This window comes from Dyadobacter tibetensis Y620-1 (assembly GCF_000566685.1).
GTDB classification, from domain to species: domain Bacteria; phylum Bacteroidota; class Bacteroidia; order Cytophagales; family Spirosomataceae; genus Dyadobacter; species Dyadobacter tibetensis.
Map to the genome: position 1 here is coordinate 305,674 of NZ_AZQN01000002.1, position 23,154 is coordinate 328,827.

The 23,154-nt window shown below is 43.2% G+C and carries 17 protein-coding genes; 5 read left to right on the plus strand and 12 right to left on the minus strand.

The window, feature by feature from the left end:
• Nucleotides 1-142: 142 nt before the first annotated feature.
• A complete protein-coding gene (locus X939_RS0104880) occupies nucleotides 143-724 on the minus strand; it encodes a DJ-1/PfpI family protein (protein ID WP_025762148.1) in 582 nt (193 codons plus the stop codon).
• Between the two features lie 295 nt (nucleotides 725-1,019).
• Between X939_RS0104880 and X939_RS0104885 the strand changes: the two genes are divergently transcribed.
• Together X939_RS0104885 and X939_RS0104890 are read left to right on the plus strand one after the other, a co-directional pair.
• On the plus strand, nucleotides 1,020-1,232 hold the full coding sequence (locus tag X939_RS0104885; protein ID WP_025762149.1) for a hypothetical protein: 213 nt from the start codon (nucleotides 1,020-1,022) through the stop codon (nucleotides 1,230-1,232).
• A 182-nt stretch (nucleotides 1,233-1,414) separates the two neighbouring features.
• Nucleotides 1,415-2,260 (plus strand): pirin family protein, encoded by an 846-nt coding sequence (locus tag X939_RS0104890; RefSeq protein WP_025762150.1) that lies wholly within the window; start codon nucleotides 1,415-1,417, stop codon nucleotides 2,258-2,260.
• Nucleotides 2,261-2,317: 57 nt separating this feature from the next.
• Here X939_RS0104890 and X939_RS0104895 read toward each other — a convergent pair whose 3' ends face one another.
• From X939_RS0104895 to X939_RS0104905, 3 genes are all read right to left on the minus strand, one after another.
• Nucleotides 2,318-2,731, minus strand: a complete 414-nt coding sequence (locus X939_RS0104895) for a Dabb family protein (RefSeq protein WP_025762151.1) — start codon at nucleotides 2,729-2,731, stop codon at nucleotides 2,318-2,320.
• A 23-nt stretch (nucleotides 2,732-2,754) separates the two neighbouring features.
• On the minus strand, nucleotides 2,755-3,309 hold the full coding sequence (locus X939_RS0104900) for a DUF1697 domain-containing protein (protein ID WP_025762152.1): 555 nt from the start codon (nucleotides 3,307-3,309) through the stop codon (nucleotides 2,755-2,757).
• A gap of 197 nt (nucleotides 3,310-3,506) precedes the next feature.
• The gene (locus X939_RS0104905; RefSeq protein ID WP_025762153.1) at nucleotides 3,507-3,725 is read right to left on the minus strand and encodes a DUF4287 domain-containing protein; all 219 of its coding nucleotides are present in this window, start codon (nucleotides 3,723-3,725) and stop codon (nucleotides 3,507-3,509) included.
• 193 nt (nucleotides 3,726-3,918) lie between these two features.
• On the opposite strand from X939_RS0104905, the gene X939_RS0104915 reads away from it, so the two are divergent.
• Nucleotides 3,919-4,374: a DinB family protein gene (locus X939_RS0104915; protein ID WP_025762155.1), complete on the plus strand. Its 456-nt coding sequence runs from the start codon at nucleotides 3,919-3,921 to the stop codon at nucleotides 4,372-4,374.
• A gap of 79 nt (nucleotides 4,375-4,453) precedes the next feature.
• On the opposite strand, the gene X939_RS0104920 is transcribed toward X939_RS0104915, so the two are convergent.
• The 8 genes from X939_RS0104920 to X939_RS22905 all read right to left on the minus strand — a co-directional run bounded on the left by X939_RS0104920 (nucleotide 4,454) and on the right by X939_RS22905 (nucleotide 18,573).
• Nucleotides 4,454-5,458 (minus strand): DUF6807 domain-containing protein, encoded by a 1,005-nt coding sequence (locus tag X939_RS0104920; RefSeq protein WP_044198616.1) that lies wholly within the window; start codon nucleotides 5,456-5,458, stop codon nucleotides 4,454-4,456.
• Between the two features lie 152 nt (nucleotides 5,459-5,610).
• Nucleotides 5,611-6,951: a Gfo/Idh/MocA family oxidoreductase gene (locus X939_RS0104925; RefSeq protein WP_025762157.1), complete on the minus strand. Its 1,341-nt coding sequence runs from the start codon at nucleotides 6,949-6,951 to the stop codon at nucleotides 5,611-5,613.
• 45 nt (nucleotides 6,952-6,996) lie between these two features.
• Nucleotides 6,997-8,367, minus strand: coding sequence for a 3-keto-disaccharide hydrolase (locus X939_RS0104930; RefSeq protein WP_131694659.1), 1,371 nt, complete (start codon nucleotides 8,365-8,367; stop codon nucleotides 6,997-6,999).
• 362 nt (nucleotides 8,368-8,729) lie between these two features.
• The gene (locus X939_RS0104935; protein WP_025762159.1) at nucleotides 8,730-10,691 is read right to left on the minus strand and encodes a sialate O-acetylesterase; all 1,962 of its coding nucleotides are present in this window, start codon (nucleotides 10,689-10,691) and stop codon (nucleotides 8,730-8,732) included.
• Between the two features lie 162 nt (nucleotides 10,692-10,853).
• Complete coding sequence (locus X939_RS0104940) at nucleotides 10,854-12,530, minus strand: RagB/SusD family nutrient uptake outer membrane protein (protein WP_025762160.1); 1,677 nt, start codon at nucleotides 12,528-12,530, stop codon at nucleotides 10,854-10,856.
• Between the two features lie 32 nt (nucleotides 12,531-12,562).
• The gene (locus X939_RS0104945) at nucleotides 12,563-15,523 is read right to left on the minus strand and encodes a SusC/RagA family TonB-linked outer membrane protein (RefSeq protein ID WP_229236019.1); all 2,961 of its coding nucleotides are present in this window, start codon (nucleotides 15,521-15,523) and stop codon (nucleotides 12,563-12,565) included.
• A gap of 737 nt (nucleotides 15,524-16,260) precedes the next feature.
• On the minus strand, nucleotides 16,261-18,132 hold the full coding sequence (locus tag X939_RS0104950) for a heparinase II/III domain-containing protein (protein ID WP_025762162.1): 1,872 nt from the start codon (nucleotides 18,130-18,132) through the stop codon (nucleotides 16,261-16,263).
• A gap of 18 nt (nucleotides 18,133-18,150) precedes the next feature.
• Nucleotides 18,151-18,573: a hypothetical protein gene (locus tag X939_RS22905; protein ID WP_025762163.1), complete on the minus strand. Its 423-nt coding sequence runs from the start codon at nucleotides 18,571-18,573 to the stop codon at nucleotides 18,151-18,153.
• Nucleotides 18,574-18,988: 415 nt separating this feature from the next.
• On the opposite strand from X939_RS22905, the gene alaS reads away from it, so the two are divergent.
• Nucleotides 18,989-21,634: an alanine--tRNA ligase gene (gene alaS / locus X939_RS0104960; protein ID WP_025762164.1), complete on the plus strand. Its 2,646-nt coding sequence runs from the start codon at nucleotides 18,989-18,991 to the stop codon at nucleotides 21,632-21,634.
• Nucleotides 21,635-22,226: 592 nt separating this feature from the next.
• Entirely contained in the window at nucleotides 22,227-23,135 is a 909-nt protein-coding gene (locus X939_RS0104970) for a LysR substrate-binding domain-containing protein (protein WP_025762165.1), read from the plus strand.
• The last annotated feature ends 19 nt before the right edge of the window (nucleotides 23,136-23,154 follow it).

Here is a 23,154-nt window from a genome sequence, read left to right on the forward strand (position 1 = left end):
GACGAATGGCGTAAGGAAAAATATAATTTAAAACGCTGACATCCATCCACTGCTTCTAAGAAATGGTGTGCTTGCTGCCCAAGAAACCTTTGGCAAATAGGCTCCAGGCCATAGCGGGCTGCGAGGGACTGGAGCCTATGAATCAATTACCGGAGATTTCTACCCCCAGTAATTTATAAAACTCTTTTAAAATGGCAGGATGTCCAGGCCAGGCTGGGGAGGTTACCAGATTTCCGTCCACAATGGCTTGATCGGCTGGAATGTTTTTCCAGGTTCCTCCAGCCAATTCGATATCAGGACCTACCGCTACATAGGCGGTGAGCGTACGCCCTTCCAGTACCCTGGCCGTGGTTAAAATTTGAATGCCATGACAAATCGCCGCTACTGGCTTATTAGTTTCAAAAAAATGTTGGGTAATTTCTATAATACGCTTATTAAGTCGCGTATACTCAGGAGCACGGCCTCCACAAACATATAATCCATCATAATCTGCAGGGTTCACCTTATCGAAGTCAATATTAATGGCGAATTGATGCCCTGGTGTTTCCCGATAGGTCTGATCGCCTACAAAATCATGAATGGCAGTGGGTACCGTATCTCCGCTCTTGCGATCTGGAGCACAGGCATCTACCTCAAAACCTACTGAAAGCAAGGCTTGAAATGGTACCATCGCCTCATAATCTTCCACGTAATCTCCAGCGAGCATTAATATTTTCTTGGTCATTTTTTTGGTTATTTAGAGTTTAATTATTCTTCAATATACAAATAAATATTCTAGGCTATAACCTCAGAAGAGCAGATTTGCCCCGATTTGGTCAATTTAATATATTCTTAATCTGGTTGGCTGAACCAGCCAGGCTGAGGGTCTATATACTAATGGATAAAATATATGATCCGATGAAAAATATATGGATTCCGCGCAAACATAATGACCACTTTGTAGCGGCCATGTTCAGAGCATCGCTGCAAGGGTGGTATACTTATTGCACTGGTTAGGATTACATCAAAATACGAACATAATGGATACGGACAAAAATAAAGAAAATATTGCCGGAGGCACTCCCTCGACCATGAATCTGCCTAATCCGGAAAAACACGAAGATGATACCGACCTGCCACTTGATGAGAATCTGGAAGAAGCAGAAGATCAGGCAGAGGCTAATAATATGAACGACAAAAAAGGGTATAATGAAACCCCGCCTCAGGTTCCCGTAAAATCAACAGATGAGTAATTTAGCTTAACAAATTATAATACTCAGTGCCCTTTTGATCCTCCTATACTGCCATCTAAAGGATAGCACTATAGCTCCGTATAGTACTATCCTTTAGTATATTGCTATATATTGTATAGCTATTATTTTGTACTTTTGTATGGAAGATATGATACAAATATCTTTTAAAAACATACAAGACTATGAAAATCAAAGGTATTGAAAAAGTAGTTTATGCAAATGAACATGCGATGGGTAAATTGCGGGTAAAACAACCCCTCCCTTCTCAAAATATTGATTATCTGGATCCCTTTGTTTTATTGCATCATGCCAAGAGCTGGGTTACGGACGATTATGCCCAAAAACATCAGGGTGTAGATCCTCATCCACATCGTGGTTTTGCTCCAGTAACATTCGTTTTTGAAGGAGGTGTGGAGCACCGTGATAGCAGAGGCAATAAACAATCGGTATATAGTGGAGGTGTCCAATGGATGAATGCCGGCATGGGGATTGTTCATAGCGAGCGTCCTGCTATGGCAGGCACGCAAGAAATCATACAGATGTGGGTGAATGTTCCCGCCAAAAATAAAATGGATCAACCCACTTACTATCCATTTAACAAGGAGCAATTACCTACCTACCAAGGGGAGCAAATAGAAATGGCCGTTGTGTCTGGGGAGCTTAAAAGTCTGAAAGGACCGGTGCCTACTTATACGGACATTAACTCAGCAATGATCAGAGGTCAAAAGGGTTCGACTCTTGCATTGGATATTCCTGACCATCACCACACTTTCCTGTATATCCTGGATGGGAAAATCCGATTAGGGAACCAGGTTATTGAAAAGCATCATATGGTGGTATTCGCTCAGGATGGGGAACATATAGAATTAAAGCTTGAAGAAGATAGCAAAGCCTTGTTGATGAGCGGAACACCTATAAAGGAGTCTATGGTCGCCCAAGGCCCTTTTGTATTGAATAATGAAACTGAAATAATGGAAGCCTATCGTGACTACCGTATAGGAAAAATGGGCGTATTAATTGAAGACTAAGATAAACAAAGTTTAATCAAAGCGGCTCGGGTATGTGTACTCTGGCCGCTTTGATCTTTACCCAATCTTCTTAGGGCCTACAGAATCATAAATCACAACCTTTTCCCATAAATGACTGTAATCTTCCACAAACTTTAAATGGATTGGATCGGTCTGGTATATTTCCTGCTCAATAATATTTTTAAAAAAGCACATCCACGAAAAGGAATAATCGCGAACAATTACCGAACGATCTGTGGACGCCGGGGTACCGATATGCACGTATTGAATGGACTTAACTTTCGCTAACTTATGGAGCCCTTCCAGTAATTTGGCTGCGTCCTGAGCATTATTTTTGTCTTTCAAATAAAATAAGACATGGTGTATAAAAAGCTCCTTATTCTTTTCGGGCTCTGCTAAATTCGGAGATGCCACTGCAAGAGAGGCCAAACCTGCTTTTTGTAAAAATTTCCGACGTGATGATTGATTCATAAATACTTTAAAATAATTAAATACTATTGGGCACCTACCATTTCTAAGAGCTTTAACACTGTTTTCCAATTTCGTGTTGTTGCACTTGTGTTAAGTTTTTTCTCGAAAAAGGTATTATTAAATTTTGTTTTCCCATATCCCTGGGACATCTTCAGAAAGACTAAATTATTAATGATATAATAAGTGTCAGGAACGTTTCCTGGATGTTCCAATGATTCCCGTTCGAGATCCGTGGGAATTTTTGTCAGAAAAGTCAGATAAAGATCTTTAATATTGACATCTGCTTCTTTTAGAAACGGATTCTGCTGCTGAACCCTAAGGAGGTCTGCTGCAGTCAGCACGATAACCGGAACAAGTAACCCAAATTGACGATATATGATTTCGGAAAGGTTCCGCTGCAAATCTGGGAGGTTCTGCCTGGCAGCAGAGAAGCATAAATTGCCACTCTGGATATAAGACTTTACCTCCCCGAACCCCTCCTGGAATAGCAATTCCGTCAATGCGGACATTTTAATCAAATTCTTGCCACTGACATTGACGCCCCTTAGAATAGCAATGTATTTTTGGACTTCTTTCATTCCAGTACTAGACTTTCAATAAAGCTTATTGACAGATATATTATTGTCTTCCTACAAACTTAACCTTTTGAAATGGCAATCTGGCCATGGCATGCCAGAAATGCATTAAAATTCTAATATTGAACTTCCTAGTAAGCAGGTCAACGGTCGGCAGGCTTCCATCTATACAATTTCTTGCAAAACCAGGGTCGAATTACCTACTCTCGTTTTCCTTTCAGATAGGCATATATAGACATAGCATGGCCATGCCCTAGCCCAAATTCCTCCTTAAGCCAATTTGTGATCTGGGTGGCCTTAATTCCTTCCCTAATTTGTCCATTCTCGGTAAATCCCCTTTCCTGGGACAACCTTTGAAAATCTAAGGGAGATTTCCCGGTTTTTGCTTCAATATTTTCTAAATAGCTCTGAAATGACATCTGGATTAAGTTTAAATGATTAAACAACTTTCAATACCCAAAAATACCTTGCGCCGAGGAATCGATGAAGGGTCAAATAAGACAAAAAGAAGGGGCAATTACGGAATGGTTGGCAAACATTATAAGGCAAAATATTTTGAAGCTTCAGCACTGAATGTTTATATTGAGGTATTAGTCAACAAAACTCAATTTTATGCAATCTGCTTTAAATATCTGGAAGCAAAATAGGAATCTATTATTAAACCTTTTCGAATCTTTTGACCACGACCAGTTAAACCACATACCTGCTGGATTTAATAATAATCTCATTTGGAATTTTGCTCATATTATTGCCGTACATCAGCTTCTAATTTATAAGGCCTCCGGTTTACCACCTTACGTTTCCAGGGAGTTCATTAAGGCCTATAAAATGGGCAGCAAACCTGAATCTACAGTTTCGCTTAATGATATAGCAGCTATCAGAACTTACCTTCTACAGTCCCTGGCATGGATGGAAGAAGACTTAGGCCGAGATCGATTTGTGACCTATAGCTCCCTGACTACGAGTACCGGATTTACCATGACTTCACTTCCCGAGGCTATTCAATTTAACAACTATCATGAGGCCTTGCATTTGGGCCAAATGCTAAGCATGAAGAGGTTTGTATAAAGGCCTATCACCAAAAAAGAGTCAGTGAAGCATAATAGCCTGCTACTGACTCTTCTGGAGGTATTAAATATTACTTGTATTACTTGGTCTTTGCAAATTTGGCTGCTTCTGAGTTTAGCGCTTCGTCGGAAAGGTGCTCTGAGGCAACTACCATTCTGTATCTAAAGGTAGTAGACTGACCGTTCTTTAAGGAATAATTCAACGTTTCTTTACCACCACTTAACTGCTTTTGGCCCAATGGGTTGATGGCAAACAAACCATACCCCCGCGCATGAAAATAGGCTGGATAGCCCACATTTTTAGGGTGATCGATGATTGCGACACTGATTTTTTCATCCTTAATTTTTCCGGTCAGATTGCACCATACCGCCCTTTTACCCCAAACTTCTTCTCCTTCCACACCCTCACTATTGCGATAGTTACCCGTAATACCTTCGTTGTTTAAACTGGGCACCTTGGTGGCGATACCGGATGCGTCGGTAAATATTTCAGGCTTGGTCGAAGGCAGTTCCAATTCTCTGGCTACTCGAATAGCAAACATCCCGTCTTTGATATCAGGCAGCGCTACGTCTCCATTTACGGCTGTTAGCTTGGTGGACCTATCCATTATCCGTTGATTTCCAGATCCACTGAAGGTATAGGTAGACACCTCCTGGAGGGTCAACTTGCCATCTTTATCTACCCAGTCGGCAGTAACTACCAACTCCCCTTTTCCTTTTCCGGCTTTCATAGATTTGATACCGGTATGCCTTATGGTTCCATAAGCTCTTTTGGCATGGTCTACGGCATCGGAGTTATTCCAGTAATCATTGCCGTTGACGTCCTCATAATTAAGCCAAACGCCAACATGGTGTGGATGGTCAACACGTTCACCAGGACGAGGATCCAATGGCCAGCCCCTGGTTACTATGGTACCCTGCGGACTGTAAACTGGATACAAAACGGCCTTCTTTAATACCTCTTCTCCAGGATAGAAGTAATTGGTAAAGAGCTTCCCATCTACCAGTACTTCAACTTTTTTTTCACTGTCCTTCTTATTGAATTCCACTTTTTGCGCCATGGCAGCACTGGTGCTCAGCAGCATAGCCAGAGAGGCAGCTACTGTATTTTTTGATACTATATTCACGACAAAGAAATTTATGATAAGAAAATTGGGGATCTGCAGCCTCCGAGACAAGGACGGCAAGTACCCTTGAGTCAGTACTTGCCGTCATGTCTGTGGCGCTCAGGAAATGCTTAGCTGGCAATAATTTCCTTTTTCTTTGGATCCCAGGTAACCTTTTTCCCTGTATGTAGGGCTGTAGTAGCCATTATATTCGCCACAGAATGGTTGAAACCTACCCGCGCCGGGGCATTGGTTTCTTTTCTGCTTCGGATACACTCCATCCAGTTTTGCATATGCAATGACGTCATCGGATCGGAACCAGTGTTGGCATCCGTTTCAATTTTTGCGGCTGCAGAAAGAGACATTTTAGGCAGTAGGTTTTCTTTCATTCCCATAGCCTGGGCCTCCCTGGATCTTAATCCCCCCTCAGGAGTAATTTCATTGGTATCCAGATTGATCATACCGGCATTGGAGTAGTAATACTCCTTAACTCCTCCCGCAGAATTATTAAATCGTGAAGAGTAAATTACCTGGAAGCCCTTGTCTTTCTGGTCGAAGGGACCATAATCGAATGCAGCAGAAAAGGTGTCGGCATTGGTACGACCATCTTTCCAGGTATAAACGCCTCCATTGGCCACTACACTTCTTGGAGCATCCAGTCCAGAGAACCAGTGAACCGTATCAATCTGGTGGGCCATCCACTGTCCGGGAATTCCGGAAGAATAAGGATAGAAAAGACGATACTCCAGATAATACCGAGGGTTCCACGCTACCTTTGGACGGTTCATCAGGAAACGATCCCAGTCAGTATCTTCCTGACGTATCTGGGAAACGAGCTCAGGACGTCTCCAGCGTCCGGGTTGGTTTACATTCCAGGTCATCTCCACAGTGGTAATATCGCCAAACTTACCCGAGTTAATAAATTCGTTGGCAGCATGGTAATTAGGTGCACTCCGGCGCTGCGACCCTACCTGTACGATTTGCTTGGAGGCTTCCACCGCTTTGATCGCCGCCTTACCATCTGCTAGTGATTCGGCGAAGGGTTTTTCCACATATACATCTCGTCCCGACTTCACGGCCTCAGCGCACATCAGGGCATGTTGAAAGTCGGCAGTGCTGATAATGACAGCATCCACATCCTTACGACCTAGCAATTCGTCATTATTTTTTGCCTGAACAAAGTCTTTGGACGCATAGCTCTTATCCTTCATATATTGGGCTGCTTCATTGCGGCGGCGGCTCCAAATGTCAGAAACTCCCATAAACTCAAAGTTCATTTTCTTGGCATGGTCTCCAAAACTGGGTGCCAAGGAGCTTTTGAAACGATCGGAAAATCCGATAATCCCTACTCTTACCCGATCATTGGCACCGAGTATGCGACGATAACTGGATGCACTAAATGCGTTGGATCCAAGCGCTACCCCAGCCGTTGCCAAGGCAGCACTCTTTATAAAATCTCTTCTGTTGGACATAATTCAAATTATTTATTAAAAAACAGTAGTATTAACGGTTAGTTCTTATTTACTCTCTTTCACTTTCAAGCTCCTAAAATGAACCAGATCATGGTGATCCTGCAAAACGAGGTACCCACTTTTTTCCAGGCCAAACCCATCATATTTCGCATATTTCGAACGGGCGATCAATGCCTTATAAATAGCCGAACCACGCTCATATTCTACCACTCTCTGACCATTCAAAAAATGCTGAACAGTACCGTCGGCCATGGCCACAATACGACCTTTATTCCACTCGCCTATTTTGTGAACAGAATTTTTAGGCTTTTCTGCAGGTATCAAATCATAAAGAGATGCCAGCGTTCTATTGCCCACTGCTCCCATCTTCGCATCCGGGTGTTTGTCATCGTCCAGAACCTGATATTCCAGACTAAGTGCACCATGGGTTTCGGGGTTGGTGGCCTCAGGCACGAAGTACTTAACACCACTATTGGCCCCTTCGGTTAACTTAAACTCGAATTGGAATTCAAACACAGGACCGAATTTGGACTTTGTGGCCAAATCATTAGTTTTATCTCCCTGCCCTTGCTTCATTATTGTTATGGTGCCGTCTTCAACTTTCCATCGTGATGCAGGGATGTTCTGGCTATTAAATCCAGTCCAATGATCCATGGTCTTCCCATCGAAGAGTGAAGACCAGCCTAAATTTCTTTCGGCAACAGAAAGATTATTGGCCAAAAAGTTCTCAATTCGGATGTTGGATGGAGCTGTGGGCTTAAGATCCGCAGTTTTAATACGAATATTCTTCCATTTTACCTGAGTACCTTCCCGATCCTTATCCTGCCCGATGCCATGAACCTGGAGACAAATAAAGCCTTTTAAGGTGAGGTCGTCGATAATATGTGCTACAGGAATCCCATTAACGAAAGTACGAATATCGGGGCCAATCGCCTCAATACGGTAGTGGTTCCACTGACCTTTCTTAAAAGCCTTTTTACCCTCCGGATTTAAGTCCCCTGGATACAACCACCCTCTCCTGGCTTCGTCGTATATTCCCCCAGCCCAGCCACGGTCCGAAGGGTCAATCTCCATTTGATAGCCATGCACACGACCATCATTATAGTCGGGTTTGGATAAACTTCTGAATTGTATACCAGAATTAAGTTTGTTATCGACCATTAATTCACATTCGAATATAAAGTCCCCATAATCCTTTTCTGTCGTAAGAAAAGAATTAGGAGTACCCGTTACCGAAGTCCCCACAATCACTCCATTCACTACCTCATATTTGGCCTTACCATTGAGCTGTTTCCACCCCGTAAGATCCTTCCCATTGAATAACGACTGCCATCCTTTTTCTGTCTTTTGTGCCAACAGCATTCCTGGCACGCCCAAACAAAGGATCAATGACAAGGCAAAATGTTTCATTTTCATTCCCGGTATTTGTTATAATTTTGGTATTTATTAAGTTTTCAGACTCTGTCTATATCCATATAACGACATCTCTGATGGTATACCCTTACAGGCTGGAATAGGACTAAGATAATTTTTATATTAATTAAAGTAACCGTGGAATCATTTTATACGACAATTTAACCTAAAATGATTTACAATTGATCTGAATCTATTATCCGCCCTGGCTGCTGAGATTGTTTTCAATACGTGACACCCTTGTCTCTAGTCAGATTATTGCGATGTTCAATCGATTGCATATCAATAAAGACCTTAACTGCCTACTTGTCTAGATTTCTGTCTATTACACCAGGGCTAGATATTTAATTTAACCGATCCCTAGCTCATTTTTTATCGTCTTTAATTTCGAAGGGACTGACAGGCAACTCATTCTTCCCATAAAAGTTAACGTTTTCAGGATTATTCGACCAGGCATAACGAAGTACGGTAGGCTTGGTAATTTCTGCTGACCAAACACGTACCTTATTTCCTTTGATTACTGCCTTCGCGGCAACGAAGTCGATACCATTGCTGGAGAGTTCAAAATATTTAATCTCCTTGCCTGAAGTTACCTGAATACCCTCTGGGGCAAGTCTAAACCATATATCCACATATTTTTTTGTAAAATTGTATTTTCCAGGAACCGGGCTCCTGGATCCTGGTCGGTGATACGCCACTACCTCAGCTACTTCTTCCAAGCGCTCCCCTACCGCTTTCTTATTTTCGGGATGGATATCGTTCCATTCTCCAAGGTCAATGGAAACAACCATACCTGTATTTGGCACAGACAAAGTATTAAGCTGCGCTTGACGTAGTTCAGCCCATTTACTCTCAACCGGCTCTGGAGATGGTTCCATATAATTGGCCAATTGAACATAAAGAAATGGAAAATCTCCTGTCCCCCATTTCGCCCTCCAGTCTGCTATAAGAGCCGGGAAACGCTGGTAATATAATTGTGGCTGTGCAGTATTGGACTCACCCTGAAACCACAAAACTCCTTTGATTCTATAATTCAGTAATGGAGACACCATGGCATTATAAAGACCACCGGGCTTCCAACGTACAAAGGTTGGCCCCTCCAATGGTAACATTTTGGCGCCCAACTTAAATTTCCAATTACCTTTCAGATCGATGGTATCTCCCGGAGTCGCCAGGAAATAGGGTTTGTCCTTAATGAATCCACCTTTACCCTGCTGATTTATTACACGTACTGTAATGGTATTCGCCCCCGTTTTGAGCAGATGTGCTGGAACTACAAATTTGCTCGGAGGATATTGATAGCCAATGCCACCGACAAAAACACCATTCACATATACTTCATTCTGATCTACCATCCTACCCAGCCATAGTTTAGCCGACTGGCCAAGCATGGCTTCAGTAACCATAACTGTCTTGCGAAACCAAACAGCTCCTTGAATCTCACCCAGCCCCTGATTGGCCCAATAATCCGGCATAGTCATCTCTTTCCACCTGGAATCGTCCACATCGTTTCTGTACCATTCAGCACCTGCTATTTGTCCCAAATCGGTATTTCGCAGATTTTCAAACCAGGCGTCTCTGCGAATATTATCAGCCCTTTCTATTTGCTGAATATGTGTCGAATCTTTAAAAGCATGCATCTCGCTAAGAGCGTCTGGGAATGCGGTCAGCGCCTCCTCGCTCATCCAGGCCTCCACGGGCGATCCACCCATTGCGGCATTAATAATACCTACAGGGATTTTATTTTTTCGATAGAATTCCTTTGCAAAAAAATAAGCAACACCGGAAAATTCGAATATATTTTTGGAATTGACTGGCTTCCATTCACCTTCCGAAAGGTCCTGTCTTGGATTGTTAAAATCATATTGATCGGGCACTAAAAATTGACGAATCATAGGGTTTTCCGAGTCACTTATCTCCTTGGGAAAGCGGTCCTGAAGTCTTTCCATGGTTAGCTCCATATTGGACTGCCCCGAGCAAAGCCATACCTCTCCGAAAAGAATATTATTAAGCTTAATCTGATTGGATCCGATAAAAGTCATAGTGAAGGGACCTCCCGCCTCTTGGGCAGGGAGCATCATCGACCACATCCCTGTTTCGTTTGCTGTGACCTTGTATTGCCCCCCTTTAAAGTCAAGCGCTACCTCCTCCCCGGAAGAAGCCCAGCCCCATATTTTCAATGGGACTCCCTGCTGCATAATCGCTCCATCACTAATTAGTCGGGGAAGGCGAATTCTGGCTTGACAAATATGGTTTGACAAAAAAACCAGAACCAATAGGAACACCCACGGCTTGGGCAATCTACTGATGTATTTCTCTAATCTCATGATAATTTCATTGCTTGGTAACGTTCAAATTGAATACATTCAGTTGTTTTCATTACAGAACATTACAGTCCTTGCCTTGTTAAACTGTTGATTGAGAAGCCAAAAAAGGCCGGGGAGACCATTGCTATGGTTCCCCGGCCTTGCAAATTCAAATACTAAATGCTAATACCCAGTATTCTGTGGGAATGCACTTTGTCCACCTTCAACCCGGTCTATCTGGTTCTGAGGAATGGGACGCAATACATGAAAGTCCTTGATATTGGGTGCCGCTTGTGGGTTATGCAATTTCACACGTTCCACCAATAATCCCCAACGTTTTAGATCAAACCAACGCTTTTGCTCACCCAGCAATTCGCGCTCACGTTCTTTCATCAAAAACTCCATATTAAAGTCCGCAGCTTTCACTTCCATTTCAGCAGCCTTGCCAGCCCATGCGGCACGACGTCTTACAATATTTACATTAGCTAAAGCTTCAGCAGTTTTTCCTTGCTTAAGCTGTGCTTCTGCCAATACTAGATAGGTCTCTGCCAAACGATACACGATATAGTCGCGGGTACCTTCAAACTGAGTACGGTCATTACGTGCACCATCCAAATGCTTGCGCAGGGCAGGGAAAACACGCTCTGAATAGGCACTTGGAACCAATACCTGATAGGGTTTTTTAGCACGTTCTGCTACCGGCATTTCGTAACCTGGATCGTAGATTGCCGTATCGCCAACGGCAAAGGTTACCTCTGCCTTGGACTTATCAAAGGTGGTTGGATACTTTCCTGGCTTGTTGGAATAGTACACGTCTTTAAAAGTCTTATAATAGCGGCTGTCCACTTGGCGGTTTACAAACACCTGATTTAGCGTAAACTCAGTAGGACGATATCGTTTGAAAGGACGGCCATTTACTACATCACGTTGCATTCCAGGCAGTACATCATATTCCATCAGGAAAAAGACATGGGTGTTATTTCCGCCCCCGTTCGTAAGTGGATCGGCAGTGTATTGCACACTAAAAATAACTTCTTCATTTTTCTCATTCCCTTGCTTATGGACATCGGCAAAGTCAGCCAATAATTTGATGCCATAATTATTAATCACATTTTTGGCATAAGTTTCTGCTTTCACATAGTCATCGGCAGCCTTTGCTTCCGAAGTAGCTTTGGTCAGGTATACTATCGATAGCATATTTTCGGCCACGGCTTTAGTAATACGTCCATAGTCTGACGAACGCGCCTTATCTTCCAGATCGGGAAGTGATTCTTCCAAATCCTTGATAATAGCAGCATACATTTCAGCGATAGAGGCCCTAGTAGCGACTTTTGTGGGAGCCAAAGTCTCTTTCAAACGAAGATCTACCCCACCATAGGTTTGGGTTAATATAAAATAGAAATGCGCCCGGAGAGCCTTAGTTTCGGCTACTCTTTGCTTTTTAATGGCCTCCGTTATGCCCGTTACATTAGGAGCCCGTTCAATTACCGCATTGGCCGTGTTGATCCCAATATAGAGCATATCCCAAACTTCCCGGGCATGAGCGGACCTGGCATCGAAACCACCATCATAAGTATTGATAAACTTATGGCTACCATCGGCTCCATTCTGATAGGTATCCGTTCCGAATATGGTAAAGTTATTACCTCTTTCGGTACCATACCAGTCACGGAGGGTAGAATAAACGGCGTTTACTCCATCGTTGAAGCCCTTGGCCGTATTCATATAGTTATTGCCAATTCCTGACACAACCTCTTCGTCCAAAACGCTTACGCTACACGATTGGCCGAACATTAATACGGCACTTAGTATCCCTATTTTCAAAAACCGGTAACGGTTTTTTCTATAATTTATATTCATAATAATCAATATTTTCTAATGTCTCGAACTACTTAAAACTTGGCATTGATACCGAAAGTAATGACGGTGGTGGCAGGCGACAAATCCGATCCTATGCCTCTATTCTCATTACTTCTACCACTATCCAGCTCCACTTCCGGATCTATACCCTTATACTTGCTGCGGTATTTAGACCAGATTTTAGGCTGTTGAATGCTGGAGAAAACACGAAGACTCTGCATTTTCAACTTCTCGGTAATAGAGCTCGGTAAATTATAACCTACATTGATGTTCCGAATCTTGATAAATGATCCATCAAAATATCTTAAAGTAGAGCTGTAGCGTGGAGATTCCTGGTTCTCATTGGGACGAGGGAATTCGTTGGTTTTATTTTCTGGCGTCCAATAATCGATATCCAGGTTATTATAACGGCCCGCTAAGGAGTTATTTCCCTGGTGGAAGCTACTAACAATCTGCTGACCAGCACGGGCAAAAATAAAGAAGCTCAAATCAATGCCTTTATATGAGAAACGGTTAGTAATACCAGTCACGAACTTAGGCACTGCGGATCCGAGGATTTGGCGGTCATCTGCATTGATTAATCCATCGTTATTGAGATCCTCGATTTTTATTTCACCCACTTTGCTCTGGTATTTTGTCGCCTCGTCAACTTCATCCAATTGCCAGATACCAATTTTTTTGTAATCAAAAATTACCGATAAGGGTTCTCCAATGAAACGTCCTGCGGCCACATCATCCACCTTGCCATTGGCCAAAGAGATAATACGTTCCTTATTCCTGTTAAACATGATATCGGTGCTCCACCGGAATCCGCCCTTATCTATATTGATGGTAGAAAGGGATAATTCGATACCTGTATTTTCAGTTTCTCCGATATTGGTGGTAAATCCTCCAAAACCAGTCGAATTAGGCAGCGGTTGTGGGGCTAGCAAATCAGTGGTGCGGGTTACATAGTATTCAAATGCACCAGAGATCCTACCATTCAAGAAGCTAAAGTCGAGACCCGCATTGGCTGTTGCCGAAGACTCCCAACGTAAATCGGGATTACCGATTGAACCTGGGCGGTACCCGAAGGCGGCAGTGTTATCCCAGGCATAAGAAGTACGGCCTAACAAAGGCTGTGTTTGATAAGGATCGATAGCCTGGTTTCCCGTCTGACCATAACTAAGACGTAGCTTCATCATATCAAGGAAACGAAGATCTTTCATGAAGTTCTCAGAAGAGATATTCCATCCAAGCGCCAGTGAAGGGAAGTAACCAAATTTATTATTGGTTCCAAAGCGAGAAGAACCATCTGCACGCATGGTAGCAGTAATCAGATATTTCTCCTTAAAGTCGTAATTCACACGAGCCATATACGAAAGTAATGCCCACTGCTCGAGGTTGGTCCCTACCGAGTTTACCTGGCTGGCAGCACCCAGATTATAAAACTGCTGGGCTTCAGCAGGGATACCCGTTACAGATATTCCGGAAATTTCTTCATTATCTTTCTGATACGACTGCAATAAGGTAACATTCAGGTTATGAATGTTATTAAATTGCTTCGAATAAGTTAAAATATTCTCTACGGTATAATTGAACTTATATTTACTTGCGGTACTACCCGATGCTGGTGCTCCCCGTCGGGCATTGGTTTCGCTTCCAAAGAAACGTCCATAACGATCGATTACGAAATCGGGACCGAAATTGAAACGATATTTCAAACCATCCAAAATCTGAACTTCAGTATAAAGACTGTTGAATATGCGGTAGGTTTTCCGCTCATCTATAACCGCTCCTGGTACGATTTCGGCAAGCGGATTGGTCCTCAAACCATCCTGAGTAGGAAGGAAGATAAGATTGCCTTCGTCGTCGTAGGGTTTACCCAATGGGTTTTCGGCAAGTGCGCCTCCTAGTGGATTGAAATTTTCTCCATTTCTAAGGCTATACACCCCAAGGGTAGAAGTACCAATCCGCACGCGATCATTAATCTTATGATCCAGATTAACACGGAAGGTGTTCCTGTTGAAATCCTGGTTTTTCACGACCCCTTTGTCCTTGAAGAAGTTGGCCGAAATATTAAACTGCGTTTTCTCCGTTCCTCCAGATACCGCCACCTGGTGGCTCTGTATGGCACCCGTACGCAACAACATTTTGGGATAGTCAGTACTCCGTCCCAGGCGTATGGACTCCAACTCTACTGGTTCAAATATCTTTGCATCGGCCTCATCCGTTGCAGGTCCATCGGGATAGTGCCCCCCTGTACGACGTGACTCCCTCTTATATTCAGCAAATTCTTCCCCATTCATCACATCAATCCGTCCCAATGACTGGTTGACACCCATATAAGTATCAAGGCTCACAGTAGTTTTGCCTGGTGTACCACGTTTGGTGGTAATAATTACGACACCATTGGCTCCTCTGGAACCATAAATGGCAGTTGACGATGCATCCTTTAACACTTCCATAGAGGCGATATCGTTGGGGTTGATATCATCGATATTACCCGCCAACGGAATGCCATCTACCACGAATAATGGATCATTACTCGCATTGAAAGACCGGCGACCACGGATACGAATTTGAGGAGACGATCCCGGCTTACTTCCTGCCTGGGTAACATCCACACCCGCAGCACGCCCTTGAAGAGCCTGGCTACCATTGGTGATGGGCAGCTCTGCAATTTCTTTAGAATTTACCGAAGAAATAGCACCAGTCAACTGGCTCTTTTTCTGGGTACCATATCCTACTACCACCACCTCTCCCAGGGTTTTCTGGTCAATAGCCAACTTGATATTAATACCAGTTTTATTACCTACGGCCACTTCTTGAGTAATGAAACCCACTGAAGAAAAAACCAATACCGCATTCCCATCGGCTACATTGATACTATACTTACCATCTACGTCAGTAATAGTACCAATATTGGTATTCTTCACCATGACGCTAACACCTGGAATTCCAGTGCCGTCTTCAACGCTTACAACCGTTCCTGTTATTGTCTGTTCGGACATGACATTAAAACCAGCTGTAACCACTCTGTTTTCGAAAGTAGCAGCTCGAGCGAAACCAGGTACTATTAACATAGCTGTCAATACCCCTCCGCACAAGACCATCTTTACTTTTGTAAAGCTTCTTTTCATTTGACGATTTGGTTAAATTAAAAAGTAATTTTGTACCATTATGACGAAGAAATACAAATATACCCCTCCTATTTTTATTTTTTTTCTTGAATAAATATCAGTCGAATCAGGGGATGCTTTCCTATGAATGGGTTTACCCCGGGTCTTTATTTATCCTACCAATGGACTGATTTGTGACTTGCGGCTTTCGATTATCTTCGTCTTTCTTGCGAATTATTGCATTATTCAAACAATTAATAATCATGCTTTCATAGACAACAGTAGCATACTAGGCATTATCTCCTAAAAAAACATCAAAATATTCAATAATAATTACGCAACCGATCCCGGGAACGATATCAAACAAATAAAATGGAAAGGATTAAGAAGTTCCACCCGCTATTTAGAAGGATAAACCTGTCTATATTTTGAAGTGTAGACCTAACAACTATTGTATTATTTTGACATATTATTCTATGATTCTTTCAGCACATTTTTTTCACAGCTTTGCTATCATTACAAGACTGACCTGAGAAAGTCGTTCTATACTATAGAGCGATATATCTGGGGCAAAAAAAATCCTGAGATGCCACGAAAGAATCTCAGGATAAATGGGGTTAAGAAAAAATTTACCAGTCTTTGAGTGCCTTTGCAGGAAGAGGTTCACTATTTTGAGAAAGCTCCACTGTAACCTCTAAACTGGCACGAGCGGGCACGGAAGTTTCGAAACCTACAAATTGCGTATTGGGATTCTCCGAATCATAATCATGATCGGGCTTGGTAGACCATATCTGAAGCTTGACAGGTACTTTGGAACGCACATGTAATCTCATTTTCTTTCCGTTTTTAGTAAGAACTGCCGTTTGATTATCCAGTATCTTCACCTGAGCCCCAGTCAACATATTCCACCTTACAGAAGTGGCTTTATCGCCCCCTCCTATTTCATCACGAATGATCACCGCATTCTTATTTACAAGGGCAACTCCTCTTCGAACACTTTTAACTTTATTCTGATATATTTCAGATAAATCCGATATGGCAAACATGTTTTCGGGAGACTCACCCTTCCTGTCAATTTGGGCCTTTCCCGCTACCCGTTGTAAGACCCCGTCAAAAGTTAGCGTATTATGGGCCCTGTTATTGAGCCTGAATACCTCCCATCGTTGCCCTTCCTGACTTTTATTCCACAAGTCAACCCCTTTCGACTCTAAGCCATGATATTGCTCCGATCCAAAATCCATAGCCCAACGTTCGCCCTGCGCATCGACGACAAAAGATCCTATGTCCATATGTGCATGACTTACTGACGGCGACCCCAGCTTAAACCCCAGATACCAAGCCTGATCGTCAGTCCAAGAGCTCCGCATCAGCGCTACCGGACTAGGCCCACCTCCCGACCACATCAATTTATTAGGCTCCACTTTCTTTCCTACCTGATCGGCATCGCTCCACAACATTACTGCTGGCAGCAACCTATTATTAACATAATTCTTAGGTGCTTCAGTAAGCATTTCATGTTGATTCCATAATACTGACGCATCTTTACTTTGACTGGCAAACCAAAATAGCGCAGGGGTGAGATGATTCTTCGATCCACTATCCCCCCAGTTATAAGCCACTCCGGTTGGCCCAACCATATGGGTCATATAGGTTGCACTGGCCAAGAAGCCCGGACTCTCACTCAAACCAAAATCATTTCCTAATGCTTTTTGAACCGCATTCAGAAGTAAGACATTAAAACTTGTCCCATAATCCCAGTAAGCAAATCCTTCGGGATAGGCACCATCTGGAGAGAAGGAAGGCTTCATGGAAATAGGCAGGGTCTTAATAGCCCGATCCACGATCTGACTGGCTAGTGCAGGCTGGTGCTCTGCGACGGCTAGTGCCCCAAAGGTCATACCGGCATTACAAACCTGATTCCAGTTATTGACCGCTCGAGAAAATGAACTATTTTTTTGATTTAATGATGGCTCCAAGCCCTTTTGTATAATAGCCTCTCGAATAACAGAACGACTGGACTCTGACAATTGATCGTATAACCAGTCGTAACCAATGGCCGCTGCCATTGTCATTTCGGCTACATCCAGGAAATGAGACGGATTCCAGTCACTGAAAGCGGAAACGGCAAGGAGTTCTTTTTCTGCTCTTTTAAAATATTTCTCTTCTCCCGTTAATCGGTAAGCATACGACAGCTGAAATACCCTCCTGAGGCACTCCCTTGATTTGTCAAGTAAGCGTCGGCCAATCTGGATCCGCTCTACAGGCGGTAAGGCTAGCATACGATCACATTCATCGAGTATGGCCTTATGCACCCCTTTCCATTCGGGATGATTTTCGATTTTCTGCTGAATTCCTTTTTCTTCTCCCTTCAATAAAAGCAGTCTAGGGTGCGTCCTTTGTAAGTTTTGTATAGGCTCGGGAAAATTTTGGGCATGAGCGGAAAAAGTCCAAAGTACTGCCAAAAGGCCAGTTTTAACGCATTTTCTCAGGGATACTTTCATATGTTTAGGGGTTTGGTTTCATCCTAATAGCTGGTAGGCCAGTAACAGTAGCAGGGCGGCTATTACAGCGCCTATCAAAATACCCTCCCAACCCAGGGTAGTGGGTGGTTGAAGCTGGCGAATGGGGACAGGCTCCCGGTCCGAAATAGTTTCTAACGAGTTTCGTATGCGCCCCCATAGCGTATTGGTTTCCTGCTGACTCATAGGGTCCGTCTTAAAGTTTGCAGCTTCGATCACCAGACTTCTGGCCTCCGAAATGGTCCGCTTCATCTCTGGATTTCGTGATTGCCAGCCCTCCCAAAACGCATCGATAGAATCGTCGTCCGGAAATCGAACCCACCGGATGAAAAGCTTTTCCATTGCAAGCTCCTCTGCAGTATATTCGGAAAAAGGTTTCATCTCGATCGCGTTAGGAAGTTTTTCATTATTCAATTTCATCATTAATTTGTTGATTAGGTATCGCTTTAATATAAAGCATGAAGCCTTGCTAAACTACCTGTTTTCATAAAAAAAGGGGCTACGACTCCCTTTTAGCCATTCCTCCCTATCGTCTGATAGCCTCTGTGCCCCTTAGGATTAGACCTTTCTTTATGCTATATACTTATTCTACCTTTAAGTCCTATCAGCAATAACTTGTAGGTGTGTTTAGACAATCTTGCAGGCAAGGAGCTCATTAAAGATACCTCGGACCATTTGGCCAAATAATTGCTTATTAAAAAGTGGAAAACAATTATGGCGCACGAGGAAAAAAGTTAGTCTCATAACTCTCATTTTTACTTACCTTTGCGGCAATTTTAAGTACTATTCATTATTGGGCCGAATAGCAAATCGGCAAATCCAACCGCATATAATCCGTATGAATTCGCAACAAATACGTCAGGAATTTTTAGACTTTTTTAAAAGCAAAGAACATCTAATCGTTCCATCGGCACCATTAGTAGCCAAGAATGACCCAACTCTGATGTTTAACAATTCGGGTATGGCGCAATTCAAAGATTTCTTCCTAGGAAATGGCACACCACCTTCCCGAAGAATAGCCGATACGCAGAAATGTTTGCGGGTTTCCGGAAAGCATAATGACTTAGAAGATGTAGGTTTCGACACCTACCACCATACCATGTTCGAAATGTTAGGCAACTGGTCCTTCGGCGATTACTTCAAGAAGGAAGCCATTTCCTGGGCATGGGAGCTTCTCACGGAGGTATATAAACTTCCGAAAGAGCGCCTGTATGTTTCTGTATTCGAAGGAGACCTGAAAGATGGAGTCCCTTTCGACCAGGAGGCTTGGGACATCTGGAAGCCCATCGTGGGGGAAGATCGCATCATCATGGGCAATAAAAAAGATAACTTTTGGGAGATGGGTGATACCGGACCCTGTGGTCCCTGTTCCGAAATTCATGTCGACCTACGCCCTGAAGCAGAGGTGTTAGAGGTTTCCGGTAAATCCTTGGTCAATAATGACCACCCTCAGGTTGTAGAAATCTGGAACCTGGTATTTATGCAATTTGAAAGGAAGGCCGACGGAAGTCTTATCCCACTTCCCGCCACACATGTAGATACCGGAATGGGCTTTGAAAGACTCTGTATGGCCGTACAGCAGAAGACATCTAATTACGATACAGATGTATTCCAGAATACCATTCAGGTTTTGGAGAAGATGTCTGGCAAAACTTATGGCCAGGAAACCTATCCGGACATTGCTATGCGCGTTATTTCGGACCATATCAGGGCTGTAGCCTTCGCCATTGCGGATGGCCAGCTTCCTGCCAATGCCAAGGCTGGCTACGTAATCCGAAGAATCCTGCGCAGGGCCGTACGTTACGGATATTCCTACTTAGGATTACAAGAACCCTTCTTTCACGCCTTAATCCCAGTACTTTCCGCTCAATTCGATGGGGTGTTTCCCGAATTAGTAGCTCAACAGGAATTCGTTACTAAAGTAATTCTGGAAGAAGAAAAGAGCTTCTTAAGAACTCTAGCGTCGGGACTGAAGCGTCTCGATGTTATTATGAGCAAGCTCAAGGCTGAAGGCGTTAACACCATTGTAGGAGCTGATGTATTTGAACTAAGTGACACCTTTGGCTTCCCCGTCGATCTCACCGCTCTAATAGCCAGGGAGAAAGGCCTGCTTATAGACGAGCAGGGATTCAACGATGCTTTGGCAGAACAAAAGACTAGATCCAGACAAGATGCAGCCAAAGAAACTACCGATTGGATAGAGCTTCGTGAGCTAGAAGATTTTGAGTTTTTAGGTTATGATTTCGAAGAAACACATAGCCATATTGTCAAATACCGCAAGGTAAAAACTAAGACCGGAGAAGAATATCATATTGTTTTAGACCGAAGCCCCTTCTATGCGGAAATGGGTGGGCAGGTTGGAGATACCGGGACCCTTTCTGGCCAAGCGGAAGGGGCCGAGTTCATCATACAGATCGCCGATACGAAAAAAGAAAACGATCTTTTCGTGCATATTTCTAAAGATAAAAATCTGGACCATCTGTTAACGACTACTCCGAGAGTACTCGCCAAAATTGACAGTAAACGCCGGGCGGCTATAAAGGCCAATCATACCGCTACACACCTCATGCTGGCCGCCATGAAGGAAGTCTTAGGTAGTCATATCGTTCAGAAAGGATCCTACCTCAATGACGAGGTTCTCCGCTTCGATTTTTCCCATTTCGCCAAAATGACTCAGCAAGAGATGCAGGCCGTTGAAGATCGGGTGAATGAGAAAATCCGTGAAAATATTGTACTCGATGAACGCATACATGTTCCTATACAAGAAGCTCTGGACCTGGGTGCTACCGCCACTTTTGGAGAAAAATATGGAGATTATGTCCGTCTTATTATTTTTGACCCTAAATACTCCTTCGAACTTTGTGGAGGAACGCACGTGCCAGCAACGGGAGAGATAGGTCTCTTTAAGTTTATTTCCGAAGGTTCTGTGTCGGCCGGTGTGCGTAGGGTTGAGGCTGTTACTGGCGACCGGGCCCTGCAAATATTGAGAGAGCAAGAAGAAAAACTGAACCAGATTAAGGAGTTATTAAAAAACCCTTCCGACGTAATCAAAGCCCTGGAAACCTTACTGGAGGAACGCAGCTCGCTGCAGAAAAAAGTATCCGCCCTGCAGAATGAAAAGTTACAGTCGGTTAAAGAAAACCTACTTGCCAATGCCGAAAAGTTTCAGGCCTTTACCTTAATCGTTGCGCAAATAGAAGTACCATCGGCAGATGCCCTTAAGCAGCTGTCATTCGAATTGAAAGACCAGATAGAAGATCTGATTGTAGTTTTAGGAACTGTCATTAATGAGAAACCTCAGCTTTCGGTATATATATCCGAGAATCTCGTGGCGAATGCCAACCTAAACGCCGGCAAAATCGTAAAAGATTTGGCAAAAGAGATTAAAGGTGGTGGAGGGGGGCAACCCTTCTTTGCTACGGCCGGAGGCTCTGACGCCACTGGCCTTTCGGTAGCCTTGGAAAAAGCGAGAGGATTGTTCTAATCCCTTCGGGCACTACAGTTGTTGTATAATTTGAAAAGGGGGACATTGCGAATAATGAGCCCCCTTCTCCTGTTCTAGTGTGTATATCAGCGTTCAAAATATTGTATTTGTCAGGAGTACGATGGTACTGTCAATCTCCTGCTTAATATATTCGGCTAATCGTTAGTTTTTACCGCTTCCTGCTGGGCAAAAAACGCTACAGATTGTTAATATAAAAATAGTTCCCCGGCAACTTCCCCAAAGAGTAGTATTTCACCTAATGAATTGTAATACAGAATGATAAATCCCAAAACAGGATTTTTTTTAGGAAATCATCCCAAAAAATTCTGGGGAATTATTCTACATTTTGACGGATATTCGCCCCTTCTAATAGAGTAATTACGTATAACTATTTCTACCCCAAATCTAATTATATCTAAATAATAAAACTCAACGATGTTAGACGTTGTCTGGTTCAAGGCCTAGGAAAGCGTGAGCTTTTTAAATATAAATAAAAATGATTCTTTTTATATTTGCATAGCAATAATCGATTACCATTTAATTCTCTTTATTTCCCGGAAGGGAATAAAGAGAAACAACATATCCGATTCGTATGAATATACAGCAGTTAGAATACATCATCGCTGTTGATAATCACAGGCATTTTGTTCAGGCAGCTAATTTCTGCAATGTCACTCAGCCTACCCTGTCGATGATGATCCGTAAATTAGAAGACGAGCTTGGGCTGAAGATATTCGACAGGACCAAACAGCCAATCGTTCCCACGGGCATAGGACGTAAGTTAATCGATCAGGCACGAGTAATCTTAAGGGAATCCAGGCAGCTGGAGGAGATGGCGCGCTTTTATAATGGTGATCTGTCGGGAGACTTACGCATTGGGATTATTCCTACCATAGCCCCCTATCTTTTACCCTATTTCGTACAACCCTTTATAGGAGTGTATCCCGATATTCAGTTGCATATTTCTGAAATGATCACAGATAGAATCCTCAACGAACTACGAGTTGGGAGTCTGGACGTGGGTATACTAGCAACGAGTTCCGATGATCACACCCTGACCGAAATCCCACTCTATCAGGAGAAGTTCTATGTATATGCATCTGAGAGCACAGGTCTGTTCAACAAAAAATATGTACTCCCCTCAGACATTGAACCTAACGAACTATGGCTGTTAGAGGAAGGGCATTGCTTTCGATCCCAGATCGAGCGACTTTGTGAGTTGAGCAGAAACAGTAGTTTCGGACATCGATTCAATTATCGTTCGGGAAGCATAGAGACCTTAATGCGCATGGTCGATCGCAACGGGGGGCTGACAATACTGCCAGAGCTAGCCCTGCATGACTTGACAGAAGAGCGAAAGAAAAGCGTATTGCACTTTCAGGCGCCAGCCCCGCAGCGACAAATCAGTTTGGTCTTTAATCGGGAGCAGGTAAAATCCAGGCTAATCGATGCCCTAAAGACCGGCATTATGGAATCGGTTCCCCAGATACTGGATTTGTAATTTTTTGAATAATACTTTA

What these genes read in the sequence shown, in the direction of transcription:
- X939_RS0104935 (WP_025762159.1), bottom strand. Translation starts at nt 10,691, where the DNA reads ATGAGATTAGAGAAATACATCAGTAGATTGCCCAAGCCGTGGGTGTTC.
- X939_RS0104950 (WP_025762162.1), bottom strand. Translation starts at nt 18,132, where the DNA reads ATGAAAGTATCCCTGAGAAAATGCGTTAAAACTGGCCTTTTGGCAGTA.
- X939_RS0104930 (WP_131694659.1), bottom strand. Translation starts at nt 8,367, where the DNA reads ATGAAAATGAAACATTTTGCCTTGTCATTGATCCTTTGTTTGGGCGTG.
- X939_RS0104895 (WP_025762151.1), bottom strand. Translation starts at nt 2,731, where the DNA reads ATGAATCAATCATCACGTCGGAAATTTTTACAAAAAGCAGGTTTGGCC.
- X939_RS0104940 (WP_025762160.1), bottom strand. Translation starts at nt 12,530, where the DNA reads ATGAATATAAATTATAGAAAAAACCGTTACCGGTTTTTGAAAATAGGG.
- X939_RS0104915 (WP_025762155.1), top strand. Translation starts at nt 3,919, where the DNA reads ATGCAATCTGCTTTAAATATCTGGAAGCAAAATAGGAATCTATTATTA.
- X939_RS0104900 (WP_025762152.1), bottom strand. Translation starts at nt 3,309, where the DNA reads ATGAAAGAAGTCCAAAAATACATTGCTATTCTAAGGGGCGTCAATGTC.
- X939_RS0104880 (WP_025762148.1), bottom strand. Translation starts at nt 724, where the DNA reads ATGACCAAGAAAATATTAATGCTCGCTGGAGATTACGTGGAAGATTAT.
- X939_RS0104925 (WP_025762157.1), bottom strand. Translation starts at nt 6,951, where the DNA reads ATGTCCAACAGAAGAGATTTTATAAAGAGTGCTGCCTTGGCAACGGCT.
- X939_RS0104885 (WP_025762149.1), top strand. Translation starts at nt 1,020, where the DNA reads ATGGATACGGACAAAAATAAAGAAAATATTGCCGGAGGCACTCCCTCG.
- alaS (WP_025762164.1), top strand. Translation starts at nt 18,989, where the DNA reads ATGAATTCGCAACAAATACGTCAGGAATTTTTAGACTTTTTTAAAAGC.
- X939_RS22905 (WP_025762163.1), bottom strand. Translation starts at nt 18,573, where the DNA reads ATGATGAAATTGAATAATGAAAAACTTCCTAACGCGATCGAGATGAAA.
- X939_RS0104970 (WP_025762165.1), top strand. Translation starts at nt 22,227, where the DNA reads ATGAATATACAGCAGTTAGAATACATCATCGCTGTTGATAATCACAGG.
- X939_RS0104945 (WP_229236019.1), bottom strand. Translation starts at nt 15,523, where the DNA reads ATGTCCGAACAGACAATAACAGGAACGGTTGTAAGCGTTGAAGACGGC.
- X939_RS0104905 (WP_025762153.1), bottom strand. Translation starts at nt 3,725, where the DNA reads ATGTCATTTCAGAGCTATTTAGAAAATATTGAAGCAAAAACCGGGAAA.
- X939_RS0104920 (WP_044198616.1), bottom strand. Translation starts at nt 5,458, where the DNA reads ATGCTGCTGAGCACCAGTGCTGCCATGGCGCAAAAAGTGGAATTCAAT.
- X939_RS0104890 (WP_025762150.1), top strand. Translation starts at nt 1,415, where the DNA reads ATGAAAATCAAAGGTATTGAAAAAGTAGTTTATGCAAATGAACATGCG.